General features: G+C 44.6%; 18 protein-coding genes. 8 read left to right on the top strand and 10 right to left on the bottom strand.

What is annotated here, in order from left to right:
• The first annotated feature begins 60 nt into the window (after positions 1-60).
• Positions 61-1,539: a protein adenylyltransferase SelO gene (locus tag B4V02_RS20755; protein WP_094156232.1), complete on the top strand. Its 1,479-nt coding sequence runs from the start codon at positions 61-63 to the stop codon at positions 1,537-1,539.
• Between the two features lie 135 nt (positions 1,540-1,674).
• Here B4V02_RS20755 and B4V02_RS20750 read toward each other — a convergent pair whose 3' ends face one another.
• The 6 genes from B4V02_RS20750 to B4V02_RS20725 form a co-directional block, all read right to left on the bottom strand.
• The gene (locus tag B4V02_RS20750) at positions 1,675-2,091 is read right to left on the bottom strand and encodes a DUF4280 domain-containing protein (protein ID WP_007428906.1); all 417 of its coding nucleotides are present in this window, start codon (positions 2,089-2,091) and stop codon (positions 1,675-1,677) included.
• A 4-nt stretch (positions 2,092-2,095) separates the two neighbouring features.
• Positions 2,096-2,608 (bottom strand): hypothetical protein, encoded by a 513-nt coding sequence (locus B4V02_RS20745; protein WP_094157056.1) that lies wholly within the window; start codon positions 2,606-2,608, stop codon positions 2,096-2,098.
• A 14-nt stretch (positions 2,609-2,622) separates the two neighbouring features.
• A complete protein-coding gene (locus B4V02_RS20740) occupies positions 2,623-3,906 on the bottom strand; it encodes a pentapeptide repeat-containing protein (protein WP_094156231.1) in 1,284 nt (427 codons plus the stop codon).
• Positions 3,907-3,918: 12 nt separating this feature from the next.
• Positions 3,919-5,334, bottom strand: a complete 1,416-nt coding sequence (locus B4V02_RS20735; RefSeq protein WP_094156230.1) for a phage baseplate assembly protein V — start codon at positions 5,332-5,334, stop codon at positions 3,919-3,921.
• The gene (locus tag B4V02_RS20730; protein WP_094156229.1) at positions 5,331-6,011 is read right to left on the bottom strand and encodes a hypothetical protein; all 681 of its coding nucleotides are present in this window, start codon (positions 6,009-6,011) and stop codon (positions 5,331-5,333) included. The genes B4V02_RS20735 and B4V02_RS20730 overlap by 4 nt, the downstream gene beginning before the upstream one ends.
• 170 nt (positions 6,012-6,181) lie before the next feature.
• Positions 6,182-7,057, bottom strand: coding sequence for an SDR family NAD(P)-dependent oxidoreductase (locus tag B4V02_RS20725; protein WP_094156228.1), 876 nt, complete (start codon positions 7,055-7,057; stop codon positions 6,182-6,184).
• A gap of 180 nt (positions 7,058-7,237) precedes the next feature.
• On the opposite strand from B4V02_RS20725, the gene B4V02_RS20720 reads away from it, so the two are divergent.
• Complete coding sequence (locus tag B4V02_RS20720; protein WP_094156227.1) at positions 7,238-7,714, top strand: MarR family winged helix-turn-helix transcriptional regulator; 477 nt, start codon at positions 7,238-7,240, stop codon at positions 7,712-7,714.
• 66 nt (positions 7,715-7,780) lie between these two features.
• Positions 7,781-8,227, top strand: a complete 447-nt coding sequence (locus B4V02_RS20715) for a GNAT family N-acetyltransferase (protein ID WP_094156226.1) — start codon at positions 7,781-7,783, stop codon at positions 8,225-8,227.
• A gap of 166 nt (positions 8,228-8,393) precedes the next feature.
• Here the strand turns inward: B4V02_RS20715 and B4V02_RS20710 are convergent, their stop codons facing one another.
• The gene (locus B4V02_RS20710) at positions 8,394-9,158 is read right to left on the bottom strand and encodes a glucose 1-dehydrogenase (RefSeq protein ID WP_094156225.1); all 765 of its coding nucleotides are present in this window, start codon (positions 9,156-9,158) and stop codon (positions 8,394-8,396) included.
• A gap of 490 nt (positions 9,159-9,648) precedes the next feature.
• Between B4V02_RS20710 and B4V02_RS20705 the strand changes: the two genes are divergently transcribed.
• Complete coding sequence (locus B4V02_RS20705; RefSeq protein WP_007428914.1) at positions 9,649-11,016, top strand: amino acid permease; 1,368 nt, start codon at positions 9,649-9,651, stop codon at positions 11,014-11,016.
• Positions 11,017-11,115: 99 nt separating this feature from the next.
• Here B4V02_RS20705 and B4V02_RS20700 read toward each other — a convergent pair whose 3' ends face one another.
• Entirely contained in the window at positions 11,116-11,319 is a 204-nt protein-coding gene (locus B4V02_RS20700) for a DUF3953 domain-containing protein (RefSeq protein WP_244188563.1), read from the bottom strand.
• Between the two features lie 306 nt (positions 11,320-11,625).
• On the opposite strand from B4V02_RS20700, the gene B4V02_RS20695 reads away from it, so the two are divergent.
• Positions 11,626-12,330, top strand: a complete 705-nt coding sequence (locus B4V02_RS20695) for a hypothetical protein (protein ID WP_208618691.1) — start codon at positions 11,626-11,628, stop codon at positions 12,328-12,330.
• 413 nt (positions 12,331-12,743) lie between these two features.
• The gene (locus B4V02_RS20685) at positions 12,744-15,677 is read left to right on the top strand and encodes an S-layer homology domain-containing protein (RefSeq protein ID WP_094156223.1); all 2,934 of its coding nucleotides are present in this window, start codon (positions 12,744-12,746) and stop codon (positions 15,675-15,677) included.
• Between the two features lie 117 nt (positions 15,678-15,794).
• On the opposite strand, the gene B4V02_RS20680 is transcribed toward B4V02_RS20685, so the two are convergent.
• On the bottom strand, positions 15,795-16,469 hold the full coding sequence (locus B4V02_RS20680) for an NAD(P)H-dependent oxidoreductase (RefSeq protein WP_094156222.1): 675 nt from the start codon (positions 16,467-16,469) through the stop codon (positions 15,795-15,797).
• Between the two features lie 148 nt (positions 16,470-16,617).
• On the opposite strand from B4V02_RS20680, the gene B4V02_RS20675 reads away from it, so the two are divergent.
• Both B4V02_RS20675 and B4V02_RS20670 read left to right on the top strand, forming a co-directional pair.
• Complete coding sequence (locus B4V02_RS20675) at positions 16,618-17,010, top strand: winged helix-turn-helix transcriptional regulator (protein ID WP_094156221.1); 393 nt, start codon at positions 16,618-16,620, stop codon at positions 17,008-17,010.
• Between the two features lie 209 nt (positions 17,011-17,219).
• Positions 17,220-18,212, top strand: a complete 993-nt coding sequence (locus tag B4V02_RS20670) for an ABC transporter substrate-binding protein (protein WP_094156220.1) — start codon at positions 17,220-17,222, stop codon at positions 18,210-18,212.
• A gap of 130 nt (positions 18,213-18,342) precedes the next feature.
• Here B4V02_RS20670 and B4V02_RS20665 read toward each other — a convergent pair whose 3' ends face one another.
• Complete coding sequence (locus tag B4V02_RS20665) at positions 18,343-19,857, bottom strand: stalk domain-containing protein (protein ID WP_094156219.1); 1,515 nt, start codon at positions 19,855-19,857, stop codon at positions 18,343-18,345.
• Between the last annotated feature and the right edge of the window lie 204 nt (positions 19,858-20,061).

Genomic DNA, 20,061 nt, shown 5'->3' with positions numbered 1-20,061 from the left:
GACGGAAGTAAAAACTAAACTGGTGAAGCCTGAGATACTACAACGGAAAAAGGAGACGCTATGACGGAGAAAAAAGAAATAGCAGATAAAACAGGATGGAACTTCGACAATAGTTATTCTCGTTTGCCGGAATCATTGTTTACAAGGCTCAGCCCCAACCCTGTTCGCTCACCAAAGCTGATTATTTTTAATCATCCGTTGGCAGCATCGCTGGGGTTGAACGATTCAATGCTGCAGCAAAAGGATGAAGTTGCAGTGCTTGCCGGCAATCGGGTTCCCGAGGGGGCTGCGCCCCTTGCCCAAGCCTACGCAGGCCATCAATTTGGGCATTTTAACATGTTGGGAGACGGTCGTGCTTTGCTGCTTGGCGAACAGATTACTCCCTCGGGGGAGCGAGTTGATATTCAACTCAAGGGTTCAGGCAGAACGCCATACTCCCGCGGTGGTGATGGTCGGGCGGCACTTGGGCCGATGCTCCGCGAATACATCATTAGTGAAGCGATGCATGCGCTAGGTATTGCTACCACCCGCAGTTTGGCGGTGGTAACAACGGGTGAGTCGATCATCCGGGAAACCGAGCTGCCTGGTGCGGTTCTGACTCGTGTGGCAGCCAGTCATCTTCGCGTCGGCACCTTCCAATACGTCGCAGCATGGGGGACTACCCAAAATCTTCGACTCTTGGCTGATTACACATTGGAAAGGCATTATCCGGAAGTTGTCGCTGACGAAAACCGCTACCTTTCCCTGCTTCAGGCAGTGATCAAACGTCAGGCCGAGCTGATTGCCAAATGGCAGCTTGTTGGTTTTATTCACGGGGTGATGAACACTGATAACATGACCCTTAGCGGGGAAACCATTGATTACGGCCCTTGTGCCTTCATGGATACCTATGACCCTGAGACCGTATTCAGTTCCATTGATATTCAGGGCCGCTACGCTTATACCAATCAACCGCACATTGCCGCATGGAATCTCGCAAGATTTGCGGAGACCCTCTTGCCGCTGCTGCATGACAACAGGGAGCAGGCTGTCAAACTGGCCGAGGATGCGATTTCAGATTTTGCAAAAATGTTTCACCATCATTGGCTCGCGGGAATGAGAGCGAAGCTCGGGATTTTTAACGAAGAGCCGCAGGACGAATCCCTGATTAAAGACCTTCTTGGCATGATGCAGAAGTATCGTGCGGACTACACCAATACCTTCCGTGCCCTAACTTTGGACAAGCCCGAGGATACGGTCCTGTACAACACTGCGGAATTTACCCAGTGGCATGAGCAATGGCAGGCGAGATTGGGCAGACAGCAGGAGTCACAAGCCTCCGATCATCAACTGATGCGCAGCAGCAATCCCGCCATCATCCCGCGCAACCACAGGGTAGAAGAGGCGCTGGAGGCTGCGGTGGAACGAGAAGACTATCGTGTGATGGAGCAGCTTCTTGGAGTTCTTTCAAACCCGTATGCCTACTCTGACGAACAGGAGACTTACGCTACATTGCCTGAGGAATCCAGCTGCACATACCGAACCTTTTGCGGTACCTGATGTGAAGTGAGCCATTTGAGGATAACCTATTTCATGCGTTGGTGAAGAAGATAGCCGTTCTCTCACCAGCGCATTTGGTTTTTATCCGGGGATTTTGCAAAATCCAGCTCCTGAAAAGTGGGTAAGTAACAACCGTTAATCCAGCTCCTGACCGTCATTTTCGATTTGAATATGTCCGCAATACAGACACTGATGAGTACAGTTTTGCGTTAGAGCGGGTTGGCCTTCAATTCTCATGTCGCTTTTCCCGTTTAGCCAAGGCATCGTAAGGACAGGAACGCATGGGGCCTTTTTTACCCCATAAATATCAACCATCTGACTGGCTTGTACAGCCGGATTGAGTGGACTGGAGCAATTACCAAAAGATTTGATGTTTACCCCTGGCACGTAATCTCCAATATTCATCTGTGCTTTATTTTTGACATACACCCCGTGGCTAAAAGGGCGCTTCAAACGGGTAGGCTGTGTACCGTAGCTGCAGCTTAAAATCGCACCTGCCACGACGTAGCTTTTTTTCGCGCCTGTTCCAGGCTGCACACTTGCTTCTTCCATCCTGTTATTCCTCCTTAGTTGCCATCTCTAATTTTTGCACTCGAACTCCTGTAAATGGACGACGCAGCAGACTTTCAGCCACTGCGAGATTGATATAGATATGGGCTTCCATTAAACCGGCAATCCGAAATATCGAGGGCTCGATTTTCTCGTGTCTAAGTACCAAGTGCTTTAAGGTATGGTCGGGATACCACTCGGTTTTTGAGGAAAGACAATCCACCACCGGAGGACGCAGTACCCAGTACACGTCCTGTCTGGCCTGCTGAAAATCGGTAAGTATAGCTGCTTTCCATTCTAATCCCGGCATATATTTCTCCAATAATGCTTTCATCGAATCTGAAACCAGCGGCAAAGGGAACTCCAGAAAATCCGGATATACGGTCCGTGAATCTGTATGTACAGCTAAAAACAAGGGAGTGTCCTCCGCCTGAGTTCTGCTATCCGAAAGAATATCCTCCACCTGCAATGGAGACAGGGAAGCAGGCTCCACCCGATGCTTGACGCGCTCGTCCACCATGAGTCGAAAATATCTCAATGTATCCGGTCTCCTTTACTCACCGTATCTGTTGCCTGTATAGCCTTAAGACGAGGATGGGACGGAGGAGGTGCTTCCACAGCGAGACCTATAGCTTGGCTTAATTGTTCCTCTGTAAAGCTTACCCGGTTGATCTTTGCCCCTGTAAAATCAGCTCTTACTAAGCAAGCGTCTGTGAAGGAAGCACCCGTTATATCGGCCCCCACAAAGCAGGTGTCTGTCAGATCCGCTCCAATAAATAAAGCTCTTTGTAGCGAGCTGTCCTGGAAAACGGCCCCCTGAAGCTGAGCATGTTGAAAGCTGGCTTCCTGTAAACTCGCTCCTGTAAAATTGACTCCATCCCATCCTAATGGCTCCCAGTCCAGCCAAGCACCTGAACCACCATATTCGCTATTCCCGGAAACAGCGTCCAGTATAGCCTCTTGCAAGGAGCAACCACTAAAATCGACTCCATGAAGCAGGCTGTATGAAAAGTCGGTTCCATCCAGCTGAGTCCCTTGCCACACAGTTCCTGCGAGAATGCAGCTATGCAATCGACTATGTTCCATCCTGATCTGGCGAAAGGCTGTATAGCGAAAATCCAGCGAACTGTAATCTCCACCGGATAGATCGACTTGGGTCAGCGTTTGGTAGCTGTAGGCCCCCTCTTCTTTTTCCTCCAGCCAAGACTTGATTACGTTCGCATCCATTGGTTTGTGATCTTCCCGGTACACAGATACGCTGTGATCCATATACTCTCCGACCCGAATCTCAAAAGTCTCTTCACGATCCAGCGCCTGAAACTCTGGTAAAGCAACTGCTTGTTTCATTGCCTGCCGAATCAGGCTAACGATCATCGTATGAAGATATCCCGCTGCTTCCAGCATGATCTGTTCCAATTCTAGCCCGGACAGAGATATCTGCTGTTTCAATGCTTCGGCCAAAAGCTGTTCACGTAGATGAGTCCAATAGGAAAAGACCCAACCTGCATCGTACTCCGACGCAATGGGCTCAGCATCCAGCATCCATAAGGCGTCCGTAGCCTCGACGAGATAAACAGGCTTTTGCTCAAGCCATGTGGTGCGCAGCATGGAATAGGTGATGTAGCCAATATTGCCTTTAGGACCTTCTAGCTGCTTTTGCCGAGCGAACTGACAAAAGGTGCGAAAATGTTCTACGATATGCTGGAGTCGTGATCCTTGTGTGGCTCTACATTTTAACGCCCATTCTTGGCGAATGAGAGACCATGCCTGAAGCAGGGTCCCTTGTTGCTGACCTAACACATCTGTTTGCTTTTCCATTTTTAATCATCCTTAATTAGACTTCACTTCGCTGCCCTTCATGTCCGCCGAACCGCTTAATTCAATATGACTGCCATTACAATCCATACGGAGCTGGCTACCTGCGGACAGGCTCATCGTTTTACCCGCAGACAGGCTGAGATTGCCTCCCGCTGAAATATTCACTTGCTTGCTGCTCGTGATATGAATGCCTTCTTTATCGTCCAGCTTGATATAAATAGCGCCGTCCTTGCCTGTAACAACCAGCTCATCCGGCCCGAGCCGAATTTCCTTGCCGTGCGGAGTACGCCATATTTTCATTTGCGGGTTGGAAAAATGGTTATGTGTACTCTTGCGATCTGCCCGCCTTACCGCACTGCCTGCCACGCCGTCTTCTTCCCGACTGCCAGGGAAATAAAGGGATACCGAATCGCCTTTTTCCGGCATAACGTACCAGCCGGTATGGCCACCGCCACTGTACACGGTTGAATAGTTGAACCAATGCGCTTTGCTTGCATCCTGCTGTTCATCGCAATCGAGATGGATACGTACTTGATCCTGACGGACGTCCAGTACAACACCACTTAACGAGGCTCCTGCCAGCTTATCCTGGTAGTAGCTTTTTTGCCGAAATCCCTGGTAAGAACCCAGCACGTATTGATGCCGCAGCAGTCCTTGACTCATTGCGGTGTAGGCTTCCATCACATACAAGTTGTGCCCCTGAAAATTCAACTGAGCGCCTAAGTCGAGCACCTCATCCGTTTCTACCTCATAAAAAATAAAATCATGCTCACTCAGCTTGGTCTGCTCATTCTCCTGAAAATAACGAAAAGGCAGCAGCTGCTTGCGTACGGTATAACGGGTATGATCCAGTACCGCCTGCGCAGGGCTGTCTTCAATGCCAAAATAAAACTTGGGACTGTCAAAACGGGCCACAGGCATCAGACTCGTATGATAGCGAGAGGCTATACGTCTCAAGAACGCCCAATCTGTCTCCTGGTATTGAATGGCAATCCGTCCGATGGCTTCTCCCCCAGTAGCTCCGTCAATGACATCCAGCCCTTCATAGTCCTTGCCTATATGCTCCAGCATTTGAGGAATCGTCATTTTCGTATATTGAAAAGAACGGGTACGCTGCTTAATGTCCATCCGGTAAGTATGGGAAATCGCCTCCACCTCCAGATAGTACACACCCCGCACGACTTTTACCTCGACCGAGAGGGCAATCCCGCTAAATAGCGGCTTGCTGGCACCAGATTCATCCTGTTGGCTCACCTCAATCACAGTATTTTTTTCTGTCGCTTCCACATAGCTGTCCTGCAAGTCTTCAGGAATCACACCTGTAAAATAAAGTCGGGTATGCTCGTTAATTTTTTTCGTTAAGGTAAGCTGCTCCAGATCGATTTGGTCATAAGGGTGAATTTGTATTTGATCGTATCCCAGACTCATCGTGGAATCATTCCTTTCTCATTTGCAGAATAGGGGGAGGGCGTAAGGACACGAAGGGACTGGCCCCAATATTCCGCTACAGGCAGCCACGCTTCATGTTCTGCTTCCAGGCAACTGAAGGAGCCTATTACAACTCGTCCCTTTTGGATGAAAAGCAGCAATTCATTGTATAGATTCCCGTCTATTCCCGCTGCTATAAAACGAATCCGTCCGATTGAAAGCCCGGAATGATTGATAAACATTTCCGAGCCGAGCCAGTTGCGAATAGGTTGTACCGACCGTAAAACGTCTGCCATTTGCTCGACGAACTCGGATAGCTCGTCCACTTGTAAAAACGAATCCGTAGGATTAAAACTGATATTAATCGTTCCTTCTGCTGAGGTATAAATATCCTGTGGACGATGCTCCGAAGGATATTTCATCGCAGCTTGCTCCATCGGCATAGGACTAAAGGATTTGGGAATATAGAAGCCGATTTCCCCATCCAGTATCGTTCTTGGCTCTAACGCGAGGTGTTCATTTTGAATATGAAAGAGCTTATTTTGTTCAGACATGGAACCATTCTGTTCCGATTCCTGATTTTGAGCTGGAATGGATTGTAAACCACCGTTATTAGCTGTCGTCTGATCCATCAATTTAGCTTTGAGGCTAACAATATGCTCGTCTAGATAGTTCACAGGAAGCCCCCTTTTTTATGAAAAATAAGAGATGATACTTAAATCTTGGAGATAGAAGGAGATATTGAATTGCGAACCCAGCATATGTTTTTATCGGTTAAAAGAGAAATTTAGTTTACAAAATGACCCATTCCGTTGGGAGGCAATGTGTATTTTTGGAAGGAGGCGATTCATTCTATCATCCCTTTTTGTTGTAACAATTCTTTAGTAGCACTCCATAGTTGACGTTGCATAATGATATCCCCACCAGGGTAAGCTGGAACAATGGGCCTTCCAGTGCCGACATTAAAGTATCCACCTGTCACTTCTTGATATTGAGATTCTGTAGCTAAACGAATAATAATGTCCGCTCCTTTTCGCGGATCTCCGATATGCAAAGCATTCAATATTTTGGCAAGTACCGAAGAAAAACCTAACTCACGGCCAAGCCCGGTCACGTTAAATCCTGGATTAAGCGCGTTAACAGTGACCCCAGTTCCATCCAATTGACGTCCAAGTTCTCCCGTATACATAATATTAAGAAGTTTAGTCTTTCCGTAAATTATAGAAGAACCTCTTGCAGTAAAGGCAGATGTATCTGTCAAATCCTCTGGCAATTTAAGCTTGCCATGGTTACGTGATGCTTCAGAAGCCACATCGACGATCCTTGCATTTTTTGAATTCATTAATGGCTGGAGTAATGTATGTGTTAACAGCCATGGTGCAAGATAGTTTACTGCCATCATTTCTGCAAATCCCTCTGAGGTCACTCGCTGTTCAAAACCATGTAATCCTGCATTGTTCACTAATACATCAATCTTTGGATAATTAGCTTTAATCTCATTTCCAATGCGCCCGACATCTTTCATCAGAGACAGGTCTCCGAAAAAAAAGTGTACCTTAGGATTGGGTACAAGATCCTCTAGAATATTTTTAGTTGTTTCAGCACGCTTTTCATTTCTGGCTGTTAAGACCAGGTGTGCCCCGCGTTTGGCTAATTCAATTGCTGCCAATTGTCCAAGACCGCTAGTAGCACCAGTAATTACTATAATCGGATATGTCGACATATAAATACTCCTCCAAAATCTTGAATAAATTGCATTCATATTACCGTTCTATCGTTGTAGACGCGTTCTGCTTGACAGTTAACCAAATCAAAAATATGATTGATATATATCAAGTATATGCATTTCGATTGATATATGTCAAATATATTCAAGCTAATTTTTAATGAGGTGTGTAAACCTATGGAAAATAAAATTCAACATCCCAATTCTACAAGAGTGCAATTAGAATCGGATCTTGGTAAACAGCTTAATGCACTTATAAGTGCATCACATGCACTCAATGTAAGAACTGCGGCACTTTTCGATCCAGCATTACAACCTGCAGCTTTTCTGATTGTACGTTGTCTTCTTTCATACGGTTCGGCGAGCGCTACATTTTTGGCGGAATCCACCGCTATGGATCGAAGCTCTGTCAGTCGACTTGTTTCTCAGCTTAAGCGCTTGAATTATGTAAAGAGTGAAACCCATCCTGAGGATCGCCGGGGTGTATTGATATCCCTGACAGCTTTTGGCCGTGAAAAAGCCCTGAATGCTTTAAAAATAAAAGAAAATGAATTTTATCAACGCATTTCAACATGGGAAGATTCCAAGCTTGAAGCGTTTATTGGGATGCTTAAGTGTTTTAACGGACAAACCATAGTTAAAGAAGATGCCTGACTAATTTGGATGAAACCAAGCCTGTGAGCAGGTTCAATGAACCGTAAAAATAGGAGGTGTGCAAAAATGAAAGAAAAACAGATTAGAGAAATCAGGGTAACGGATTATCATGATATTTATTTGTTAAATCAGGAATTTAACCCGAATTTATATGTATTTTCTGAAGAAAAAGTAAAAGAGAAGATTGAAACAATTACAAAGAAAACTAAAGATATTGTTCTTGTTTGTGAAGAAAATAATGAAGTAATAGGATATATTCATGGAAGCCCGTATGAATTGCTTTTTTCGGAGTCTTTAATCAACGTGCTAGGATTTGTTGTGAAAGAGAAGTATAGAAATCAAGGTATAGGCAGCATGTTGATTGAGCGGCTTGAACAGTGGGGAAAGAAGCATGGATTTTCCGGAATTAAACTGTTATCTCACCCAAGTCGAATACATGCGCACAGGTTCTATGAACAACGTGGGTATCAGTTTACTAAAGACCAAAAAAATTTCATAAAAAAGTTCAAATAACACGTATTTTCATTGGATAGCTGTGTAAGCTTTGTGACACGAGAGTCAATGAAGAAATAGCACGAGGCTGTCAGGTAAACCGGCAGCCTCGTGACTGAGGATAGGCGATCATAAGGGTAAATGAGAGGGGTGGAGCCCGTTTAGCCAGGCTCTTGAACCTGTTCATTTACAGATGAGATCCGCCGCTTGCATCAATCAACTGACCCGTTACCCAGCGGCTGTCTGATGAAGCGAGAAAGGCAGCGATATCCGCGACATCTTCAGGTTCCCCCCACCTTTTGAAGGTTGAAAGGCCAGCGGCAAATTTCTGCCCGTCGGGATCTTTTAACGTGCTGTCATTCATTTCTGTATTAATAATGCCAGGCTGGATGGCGTTCACTGTAATATTGCGGCTCCCAAGCTGATGAGCCAAAACGCGCGTAAGTGTGTCGACCGCCCCCTTTGACATGCTGTAGGCAAAAACACTGGGAGAGGCTACACGTGTAACAAATGATGAGATATTGATGATGCGCCCTCCGTCTCTTAGGCGTGGCAAAGCTTGCTGGGTAACAAAAAGCGGTGCTTTGACATTAATGTTCATGACTTCGTCAAAAGATGCTTCTGTCGTCTCTTCCAAGGTTACAATTTGACCGATTCCAGCGTTGTTGACGAGAATATCGAGCCGATGGTCGCCAGTACGTTCCTCAAGAGCTTCATCCAGGCTCGCAAATAAATCATGAATGCCGTCAAGGGTGCTTAAGTCGGCTCCTATCGTAAAGGCGTTCCCTCCACTTTGCTCAATCTTATGAACCACCTCCTCTGCTTCATGCTGTCTTCTTCCATAGTGTACGGCGACGACGGCACCCTCCTGTGCCAGACGCAGCGCAATGCTGCGACCAATCCCTCGGCTTGCGCCGGTTACTAAAGCAATTTTGCCTTCTAGCTTACTCATATTTTCATCTCCTTAGTCTGGAAGTCATGTTTAGTTATATCATGAGGTGATTTTTGAAATGTTGCTCTTATATTCGAATTCAGAGGATATGCAGACTTCAATAAGGCAGAAATCATGATATTTATCATTGAAAAAAATACATGTGTTTAAATACTTTTTCTAATCTAACTGATTGGTTTAAATTGACCAATGTTCAGAAAAAAGAATCTCATTCCTTTCCATTTCATCCCTAAAAATGTCTACCAATTAGCAGTTGTATTTAGGCGTTTTTTGTCATACAATTCACCTAATGCTACGGACTCGGTCTTAGAAACAGTAAGGTTTGGACGGTGAATAGGGCGTGGTCTCTTTGTTTATTTACGAATCGTGGAGCTATTTTGTAGTCCGTTCGGCCAGGACTGCGTCAGTCTGAAAAATTAATAATGTTTTGGGGACAGTTTTCCGGGTCATTAACGTTTGATGATAAACATTTACGAAGGGGAGCGTTCTTTTGGAATCGAAACAATTAACGAGAGGGCTAAAGCCACGGCATGTTGAGCTGATTGCGCTTGGAGGAACAATTGGCGTTGGCTTGTTTATGGGATCGGCAAGTACGATAAAATGGGCGGGTCCCTCTGTGCTGCTGGCTTATCTCTTAGCTGGGATTATTATGTTTTTTATCATGCGGATCATGGGGGAAATGCTGGTTCTCGAACCGGTAACGGGCTCATTCGCTACTTTTGCCCACAAATATATCAGCCCTTTGGCTGGTTTTTTGACCGCTTGGAGCTATTGGTTCTTATGGGTTACGGTAGGTATGGCTGAGGTGACTGCGATTGGGGTGTATGTGGGTTATTGGTTTCCGGATATTCCGCAATGGCTGCCAGCTCTGGCAGGTGTAGTTATTATCGCGTTAGCTAATTTGGCGGCTGTAAAGTTTTATGGGGAATTTGAGTTTTGGTTTGCCATGATTAAGATTGTTGCTATTATCTTTATGCTGGTTGTTGGTACAGGCCTGATCTTTTTTGGTTTAGGTAATGGCGGGCAGCCGATTGGTCTCTCCAACTTATACAGCCATGGTGGTTTTTTTGCAGGTGGTCTAAAAGGTTTTCTATTCGCACTATGTATTGTGACGGCGGCCTATCAAGGTATAGAGATGGTAGGTATTACAGCGGGTGAAGCAGAAAATCCGAAAATGACACTGCGAAAAGCCATTAAAAACATCATCTGGCGTATTCTGATTTTTTACGTGGGTGCGATTTTTGTTATTGTTACGATCTATCCTTGGAACCAGATTGGCGAGATTGGCAGTCCTTTTGTTCTAACCTTTGCCAAAGTAGGGATTGTGGCCGCTGCGGGCATCATTAACTTTGTTGTTCTTACAGCAGCGATGTCAGGTTGCAACAGTGGTATTTATAGTGCGGGAAGAATGCTGTATACATTGGCTAAAAACGGACAAGCCCCTAAGTTTTTCGGAAAAGTCTCCAAAAGCGGTGTCCCTAAAAATAGTATTATTACGACGATTTCCCTACTGCTGATCGGAGTGCTTTTTAATTACTTATTACCTGATTCCAAACTGTTTCTGTACATCTACAGCGCCAGTGTTCTTCCAGGCATGGTACCGTGGTTTGCGTTAGCCATCAGCCAATTTAAATTCAGGAAAAAATGGAAAAATGAAATGAAGGATCATACCTTTAAGTCTCGTTTTTTCCCAATCAGCAATTACATCACCATTGTCTTCTTATTGCTAGTGATCGTAGGGATGTGGTTCAATCCAGACACACGTATGTCATTGATTGTGGGTGCATCATTTATGGCGCTCGTCGTTGTTGGATATTTTGTCTTTGGCATAGGAAAGCGGCAGAGAATTGAAGACTAGAGGAAAACTAGAAGCTTGTTAAATATGTAAAATTTGCCGAGTGTTATTCAGGGTTATATCCTGATTTCGCTCGGCATTTTTTACGTGAGGTTATCCTTTTCACACAGTCAGCCTTAATATAAATACAAAAAAAGTGAAAAAAGAAACGATAAAGCTGGCTATAGCCATATGATTTCGTTTCGCTTTAAACTCCGAAATGCCTGAAAATAAAAACAGAATGCCCAGAAAAAATTGTGCGATGGTGTATGAGTGCTTATAGGTATCGGGAAATGCGAGTGATAAAGATGACAGGATCACAACCATTAAAGCAGATATGAGAGTGAGGATTCTGTAAATATCCATTTTCTTGAACATAGGTAAATTCACCCTTCCTTTGATTTTCCTCCTGTAGCTAAACATCCTCAGCATTCCTGCAATCGATAGAACCTAGTATATTCTATAGGACAGACTGTGGTACATCAAATGAATAAAGAACAAAGTAAGTAGAATGTAGGTGAAAAGGACATAAATTATTTTTACTTCTTTCTAAAATTTAACTGTCAGTATAATTATTAAAACGCTATAATGCTGATAATCATAGTATTAAGAGAAAAAGAGGGAGAGGGCATCATGTTGAAAAAGTGGCCACTATTATTCATGTTAGGTATTATCATACTGGCATCTGTAGGCTGGAACAGTGGAGTATCTCATGCGAGTTATTATTATGAATACACTTGGGAGAAGTACAAGGGGACTGAGGTTAGGAACTACAAGTTGACACCAGTATCTGGAAGAGCTGCATCTATGGATCAGAAAAAGTTCTTTGCTGCTATTAGCAAAACCCCGAATGTGTATGGGGGGTTCAGCGGCTATAGAACAGGGAAAACAACCGGAGTTGCGACCAAGAGTGTAACAGATGGAGTTTATAAATATTCGGTTACTGATTTTATTCGCGACAAGGAGCCAGAAATTCTGGAATACGTTAATCCAATAGGCGGAATTCCTGGTAGATGGAACGGAACCGATGATATTCGAGTTTTTATGAGAGGGTCTGAAGCGGCTTCTTTGGCAGAGCTGTTTTATGAGGGGACTCCAACTGATGGTCGATATCATTTTAATGCTAACGATGTCTATTTAGTTACATTCCGGTCCAGTACAGTAAAACCGATCAGTGAAATGTCTGCTGAAGCGTTAATTGAAGAAGGAACCCCTACGTTTATAAATCAAGAGTTAGTAGGTCAAATAAAGGGCAGAGATCCTGCTGCTTATCCGTCAAATGGAATTTTAAACGGCTACTTTTATGTTTATAAAGGTTCTGAAGTAAAAGTGAATTAAAAGAATAGACAGGATTTAATAAGCAAATCTACACAAGAACGAGATAACATTTTGTATTCTCCATGCCAAATGCGGATACATGATGTTATCTCTTGTTTTATTTGTGTGCGTGATCGAAATAATAGCCGAATAAGGCTATAAACATTTAATTACCAATGAAAGCCATTGTTAAGTGATTGGGATATACGGCTTTAAAAGTATATTAATTAGCATAAGGACAGAATTACTTTTTTTTACTGGCCTTATTCAATTCCAGGGGGATTATTCCGATAATTTAATTATATACAGTTTGGTGTTAATGGAAATGAAAATTCGTTTTGAAAACAAGTGGGGTTATTTTCAAAGTTGAAACAAAGGAACAGGTGAAAATGATCCAATGCTATCTCATAGAGGAGGTGTAATAATCTAACATAATGAGATGTGAGAAAAAATTAAAACGAATTAGGCAATACATGACTGGTTTACTGGCTGTTTGGTTGTTCTGTATACATACTGTGCCTGTTTTTGCAGATAGGGCCTTTAACGATATTGAACATTCCTACGCAGCGGATGCAATTGAAGCCATGGCTGCTCAAGGTTATGTTACGGGTTATCAGGATGGCAGTTTTCGACCTGTACAGTTTATTTCGCGGCAGGAATGGGCTACCATCTTCGCTAAAACCTTAAAGCGTACACTGAATGACAAGGACGTTATTACTTTTCGTGATGTGTCTCCCTGGGCTCTACCTTATGTTCAGATCTTGCAGAAAGAGAACATTACAAAAGGAATTAGTGATCAATTATTTGGTGCCAAGCAGAATATGACTCGTCAGGATATGGCCGTTTGGTATGCTAGGTATCTTGGTGTTTCTGAAGACACTCGTTCTGCTGGTATATCCAGTTTTGTGGATCAATTTGATATATCAGACTATGCACAAACGAGCGTGTGGTTGATGGAGCGATTAGAGCTGATAGAGGGGGATACGAATCATTATTTCTATCCCAAAAAATTTGTAACACGACAAGATGCCACGTTGGTTGCATATCGGGTATGGCTAGGCGGTGACGATCTGAGAGAGCGCGCCAAGCGTTTGCTAGAGTCAGGAAACGGAGCTGGAACGACGAATCAGCTACCCAGCCTGCCGGAACCGGACAAACCAGCGGTCGACTTGTCACCGGAAATTAGGCCCCAACCTGTGAATCCGGAAATTGAGGAGCCTGAAAGACACAGCTCAAAGCCCAAGCCACCGGCACCTGATCCTGAGCCACCGGCACCTGATCCCAAGCCACCGGTACCTGATCCTAAGCCACCGGTACCTGATCCCAAGCCACCGGTACCTGATCCCAAACCACCGGTACCCGATCCTAAGCCACCGATACCTGGTCCCAAGCCACCAGTGCCTGGTCCCAAACCACCGGATCACTCTTCGGATTTTGTAGTGGATGAGGTCGTAATCAAGGCGCCGGAGCTCATAAATCAACCGGAAACGTATCCTTCGTATCAGCTGTCCTTTCAGCTCTACAAAGAAGGGCAGCCGGTAAGCATTCCCGCTGCCAGCGTTACAAGTGTTACTTATACATTTAGTGATGCATTAGGTGTGTTTGATGAACAGGGGAAAATCGCACATGCCGAAAATATTCCTGCTGCAGATGGTATGATTCCTGTCGAGTTGGAAGTCACCATTGCCAAACCTTATCGGGTGCTTAAAGCACAGACCAAGCTGATTGTTAAGGAGAAGACTCCTCCACCAGAGGCTCCGAATGTAATCAGGTCCGTATACTTGGCGACGTACACCATTTCACAGGCCACTAATCTAGACCCTGCAGCCTGGAGCATGCCCTATGTATTTCACAATGCAAAGGGAGAGGTCATACCGCCCGGCTCGTTGCCGTCAGACTTGAAGCTTCGGATAGAGGATTCCAGTGAAATATTTGATGAGAATGGACGTATTGCCAATCTGCATTTGATTCCGGCAGTGAACTCAGTCATTCCGTTCAAGATTGAGGTTGAATCACCATCTCAGGGAATTCATTTCATATCCGATGCCGAGTTAACTGTAGTACCAGGAGAACGCAAAAAGCAATATTTTGCTGTCTCCATAATGCTGCAGGGAAAAGGAGGCAGTGCGACCACGGTAGACCAAATTAAGCAGGCTCGTCAATTGCTGATGGATCATTTTGGTCCTAACTTAAAAGTGACCTGGGCGATGGAAAATCCATTTGTTTTTGAAGACACGAATCGCCCGCAGCTCAAACAGGTTTTGGCATACGTGGATCAGTATGGTGATGAAATCGGGATTTTGGACGGGTATGCGAATAACCTGTATGAGTTTCCTGAATGGAATTTAAAGATGGACGAGTGGTTGTATATGTATCGTTATAATGCACTCAATGAGCTGCACCAAGGCGGTACGATGGGATCACCTTCGGTGTTTGAAAGCATGGATACAGACCAGTATCGGAAATATCTGCCTAAATCATTGACCAGCTTCACGGTGAATCCTGAGCAGGCCCAATGGCTTAAAGATCATTATAAGATCACTTCAGCCATGGGATGGTCGGCAACACAGTATAATGCTAACAACATGTATGGTGAGGGTTCACCTTTGATGCCTTACTGGTCCAATAAGGATAATCCGATTGTTCCCGCACAGGGGCTTACCGATAATAGCGGTATCGTGTTTATGAACTCGGTTACGATTGATCCCATTGGATCACGCTATACAGAAGGTTCCTCACGCTGGACGCTCCATCCAGGTGACCCATATGTGAATGAAACGGATGCGGCACCACAACTGTATATAGCACAGCAATATCTGGATAATCCGTATCAACGTTTAAATACGGTAAACTACATGTCCATTATTCTGGACATCAACTCGTTTGCCCAAAAACATAACCTGTCTCAAATATGGGATAACTTTGTGAATCACTTCCCTGCTGACCGCGAGGTCGAGATTGTGGGCGTGGACGGGCTGAAACAGATTTATGAATCGTCAGTTGGATCGAATAATGATCATTCGGAATTTTCACTCATGTTTAGGGGCTCCGGCTTTAAGACGGCCATGGACTCCAATAATTCGCCGGCCAATCTGCGTTACTTGTGGACTGAAAACGCCTCACAGCGGATCATTTTATCCAAGGAGGATGGAGATGCGGCATGGTCCATTATTGATTTTACGGACTATACCCGCAGTCCGGTTCCGAAGATGCCATACGGCAAGAAGAATTCGAAAGTGGATGTAAGCTATGTCACCGGAAGGAACTTCAAGCTAAATCCTACGGCTCCGTTAACAGCAGATGAAATCCAGCGCGTAAAGGATCGTTTGAAGGAGATCTACTTCGCAGAAGAAGTAAAGTATCAGTAAGTGATTGGAATGACAGGATTTTTTAAGACCTGAGATTTATGAAAAAGGGGGTGTCCCAAAGCCATGGAAATGGCTAGGGGACGCCCCTTTGCTTTAGAGAAGGATATTCGTTGGTGGTTAGACCCATTCAATAACCTGATCTACAGGCCGCCGGGTTTTTCCGCGTGGCTCATTCACACGGTATCCAAAAGCCACCATGCAGGAAATACCGAAATGCTCGGCATCCATGATGCCTTCCTCGGAGAGAATACGTTCGATTTCCTGTTTATTAAAACCTTCGATCGGACAGGAGTCAATGCCGATTTGAGCTGCGGCTGTCATCATATTGCCCAATGCGATGTAGGTTTGTCGACAGGCCCACTCGAACATAGCCCTTTCATTGTCTTCCAGTCCAAAATCTGATTTCAGGAAGGCGTCATATACTTTCTCTTTGCCTTGCATAACTTCAGCAGGCAATTGCTGTACGTTTTCCATCATACCCTTGATGTAATCGGATGAGGCTGCCATATCTTTAGGCAGTCTGGAGAGGATGAGTACGAAATGGCTTGCTGTTGGCAGCTGTTTTTGGGCTCCCCAGGAGTAGGGCAGCAGCTTCTCGCGCATGGCATTACTTTGGACGACAACGAACTTCCAGGGCTCAAAGCCAAATGAACTCGGGGATAAACGACCAGTTTCAAGAATAAAATCGAAGTCGGAATCGCTAATCTTTTTGTGACTATCAAATTCTTTGGTTGCATGTCTGAACTCATATGCTGACAAGATTTGATGTTTAGTGTTTGTTAAGGTTTCCATTGTTTTTACACTCCTTATTTATGGGATAGGGATTGAATTGACGCTTACCAAGTGACATGCTTAATATTAGAATATACATGATCGTTTTTGAAGTACGCACATTTATGTGCTGTAGTATAAAAAATGTTACCAAGGGGGAGAAAAACCTATGCGCAATCGGAAGGGCGGCTTTGGGGAATGTCCTGCTGGAAATGATCAGGCCTGTCCTGTGGAGTACACGCTGGACGTGATTGGGGGCAAGTGGAAAGGGGTTATTTTATACCATCTCATGTATGGAACAAAGCGGTTTAGTGAATTTCGGCGTATTTGTCCGGGAATTACACAGCGTATGTTGACACTCCAATTGCGCGAGCTGGAAGAGGACGGTGTAGTTCATCGGGAGGTTTACCAGCAGGTTCCACCCAAGGTCGAATACTCCCTAACTGAATTTGGAAGAACTCTGATCCCGATTATCAACCTGATGAAGGACTGGGGAGAAAATTATAAAACCAAGCAACGTCCAGCAGACAGCCGCCTTCAACATCCGAGCCCCAATTTGTAGCATGCCGAGACAGACCTCACGACAAAAGACTTGTCATCCATTGACAGGTCTTTTCCCTTTTTACCTACTGAGGAAGCTGTTCTATTCCAGTTAGGCTATGCTATCAATTTTAGTTGACAACATGAAGGCAGCCTGATATATTTCTTACGATATTGATAATCATTATCACAACTATATAAGGCTATTTCCATATTACATAGGGGGCTCATATGTTGAAGAAAAAATCGTTTTTTATGCTGACTACTTTGATGCTTGTATTGTCTGCATTCATTAGCGCTTGCAGCGGAAGCAATAATGGAAGTAATTCCGCTCCAGCTTCAGGGGATAAGAAAGAGCCAACTTCGGCTGAGACGAGAAGCTTTAAAACGGTAAAAGGGGATATTCAAATTCCAGTCAAACCACAGCGCATTGTAACGGATTTTTACGGTGGGGAATTATTGTCCGTAGGAGCTAATGTGGTGGGGGTGGAGCCGACTGCGTTTCAAAATCCTTTTCTGACCGACTTGCTCAAGGAAAAAGGGACCAAAGAAGTGGGTGACCCGACCAATTTGGAGAAGACATTGGAACTCAAACCCGATCTGATCGTGGTTATGAAGGATACGAATTACGAGGCTTTGTCTAAAATCGCACCTACTCTGTATATTCCGTACGGAACGACGACCAATATTTACGATACCGTTAAACTGTTCGGTGACATCACCGGAGAGAAAGAAAAGGCAGAGCAATTTATTGCTGCATTTGATAAAAAAGCTGCTGAAGGCCGCGCACGTCTTAAAGGCGTGATTGACGAAAAGGCAACCTTCGGCCTGTATGAGCTGACGGACAAGAATGCACTTTGGATATTTGGAGATAATGCGGGCCGGGGTGGACAAGCTGTATACAATGCACTCAAGCTGAATATGCCGAAGAAGACAGCCAATTCCAAGGAACAAACCGTACAGCTTTCGATGGAGGTACTGCCGCAGTATGACGCAGATTATATGTTTCTGACGACCTATGATCCGGAGAAAAAGGGTGACGCGCTCAAGCAGCTGAAATCGTCTGCCGTGTGGGGGAACCTCCCTGCGGTGAAGAACAATAGAGTGTTCTTTAACGATTTTGATACGTATTATCGTTATGATCCGATCGCAATTACCGGACAAATTGATATGATCGTAGATATGCTGATTGAAAGAGAAAAAGAGAACAAAGCTAAAAAATAAGTAAACTGTGTACAGGCCTTAGCAAAGCAATAACGAACCAGCCAAAACATAAATTATGTTTCGACTGGTTCGTTTTATTGAGATTTACTATGTCAGGTTTCGCTGCAGCATATTCGTCAGATCGATCTTCTTATTTCGTCGTAGTGGTAGCCGTGATGGTGATCGTATCTTCTTTTTGTATCCAATCTACCTTGGCCCCTAGCGTCTCGCTGATTAATCGCAGAGGAAGATAGGCAATACCGTTCACCGTGAACGGAGGGTTGGTGAGCTCCACAGGTTTACCGTTAACTGTTGTTTGGCTGGTTTTGAGATTCAATTGTAGAGAGACAGGAGTGGCTCCTGCCCTGGACTGAATAATTTTCGCTACTTTATTGTTGGAGTCAAAGGAGACCTCGGCTCCCAGCTTGTCAAAAACAGAACGGAGGGGAATGAAGGCCTGCCCGTTTCGAGTAATCACACCGTTACTCAGGGGGACAGGTGTACCGTTGAGACGGACAAGAATCGGTTTTTGTACAGGAACCGGCGTACTGTAAAGAAATTCATAATCCCCTATGCCGAGCTGCGCATGTTTGTTGACCCCCCAGCCCCATAGGCTACCGTCCGTTTTTTGCATGATCACATGCCTTGGGCCTGCTTTGATGCTTTGAATATTTTGGGCAAGTAATGTAAAGTGGGCATTTGACGATAATTTTTCACCTTCCAAGGAAGCTCCATAAACATTCCCCTCTGTGGTTAGTGCAAGGATGGAGCGCTCAACGATAAAGGCGTCTTTAACATTCCTTACACCCGTTAACAGTACAGGATTATTTTCGTTGTGATAGGCAGTACTATCCGAGTAGCCTGTGACTGTAGCACCCCAGAACCACAGCCGACCTTGCCGATCTATCGCGAGGTTGGTACGGCCATTGGATTTGATCGTCTGGATTCCTGTTAAGGATTGAATCTGCGAAGCCGTTGCAGTGTCGGATAAGGCAGCGTTTGTATCGAATTCCTTGGGCCATGTCCACACGGTACCGTCTTTTTTTAAGGCTATGTTTTTCGCGATTGCCGTAATATCCTGTAATGAGGAAATAGGTTTGATGCCCTGCAAGCCTTTTGTATTTTTCCACACACTGCCGTCTTTTTTTAAGAAAATCCAGCCTTCCTCATATTCTGGTCTTTCTTCATAGTAGCTGTCTATATTTGCAACCTCGTCGATACCAGCTACAGTTTGAAAAGGATCCAAGATGTCGCCATTGTTGTGCCAATCAGCGGAATATACGTTGCCTTCGGTACTTAGGGCAAGTACGTGATCATTTAAACCACTTACAGCTGCGAGGTTCTGTACTTTTTCCAGAGGAATGAATTTCACAGATTCAGCAATATTATTTCTTGGTACATACCAAGCGGATTGATCTTGTAAGGTAAATACCAGATCGCCTTCGTTGAAGATATTAGAAAATGTTTTTACAACGTTTGCCTTACCTTCTACGCGAGTAGGAACAGATTGATTATAGCCCCACAACCACAAGCTTCCATCGGATTGAATCAGACTCCCAGAATCATAGGAACGAATACGGGATGTAGATTCTTTTTCGGCCGCCCATGCACTAGAGCTGAACAACAATAACGCGATCATACTGAGTAATAGAGTCCGCCTTTTCATACGCTTTTCCTCATTTCTTCATCAGTTATATAAGATAAAAACCAACATCTTGGGAAATATCCCCTTATCCATAGACGTTGAATATTTAGAAAGGTTTTCCACAAATTGATGAATTCCAATAAAATAGCCTCCAAACCCATGTTCAGAGACGGGGGTTGGAGGCTATTTTTGAGCATGGAAGCAGAATATGATTTGGGAAAAGTT

It is taken from the genome of Paenibacillus kribbensis (assembly GCF_002240415.1).
Classification (GTDB): domain Bacteria; phylum Bacillota; class Bacilli; order Paenibacillales; family Paenibacillaceae; genus Paenibacillus; species Paenibacillus kribbensis.
The sequence above is the reverse complement of the archived record's forward strand: the minus strand, read 5'-3'. Positions and strand labels throughout refer to the sequence as shown.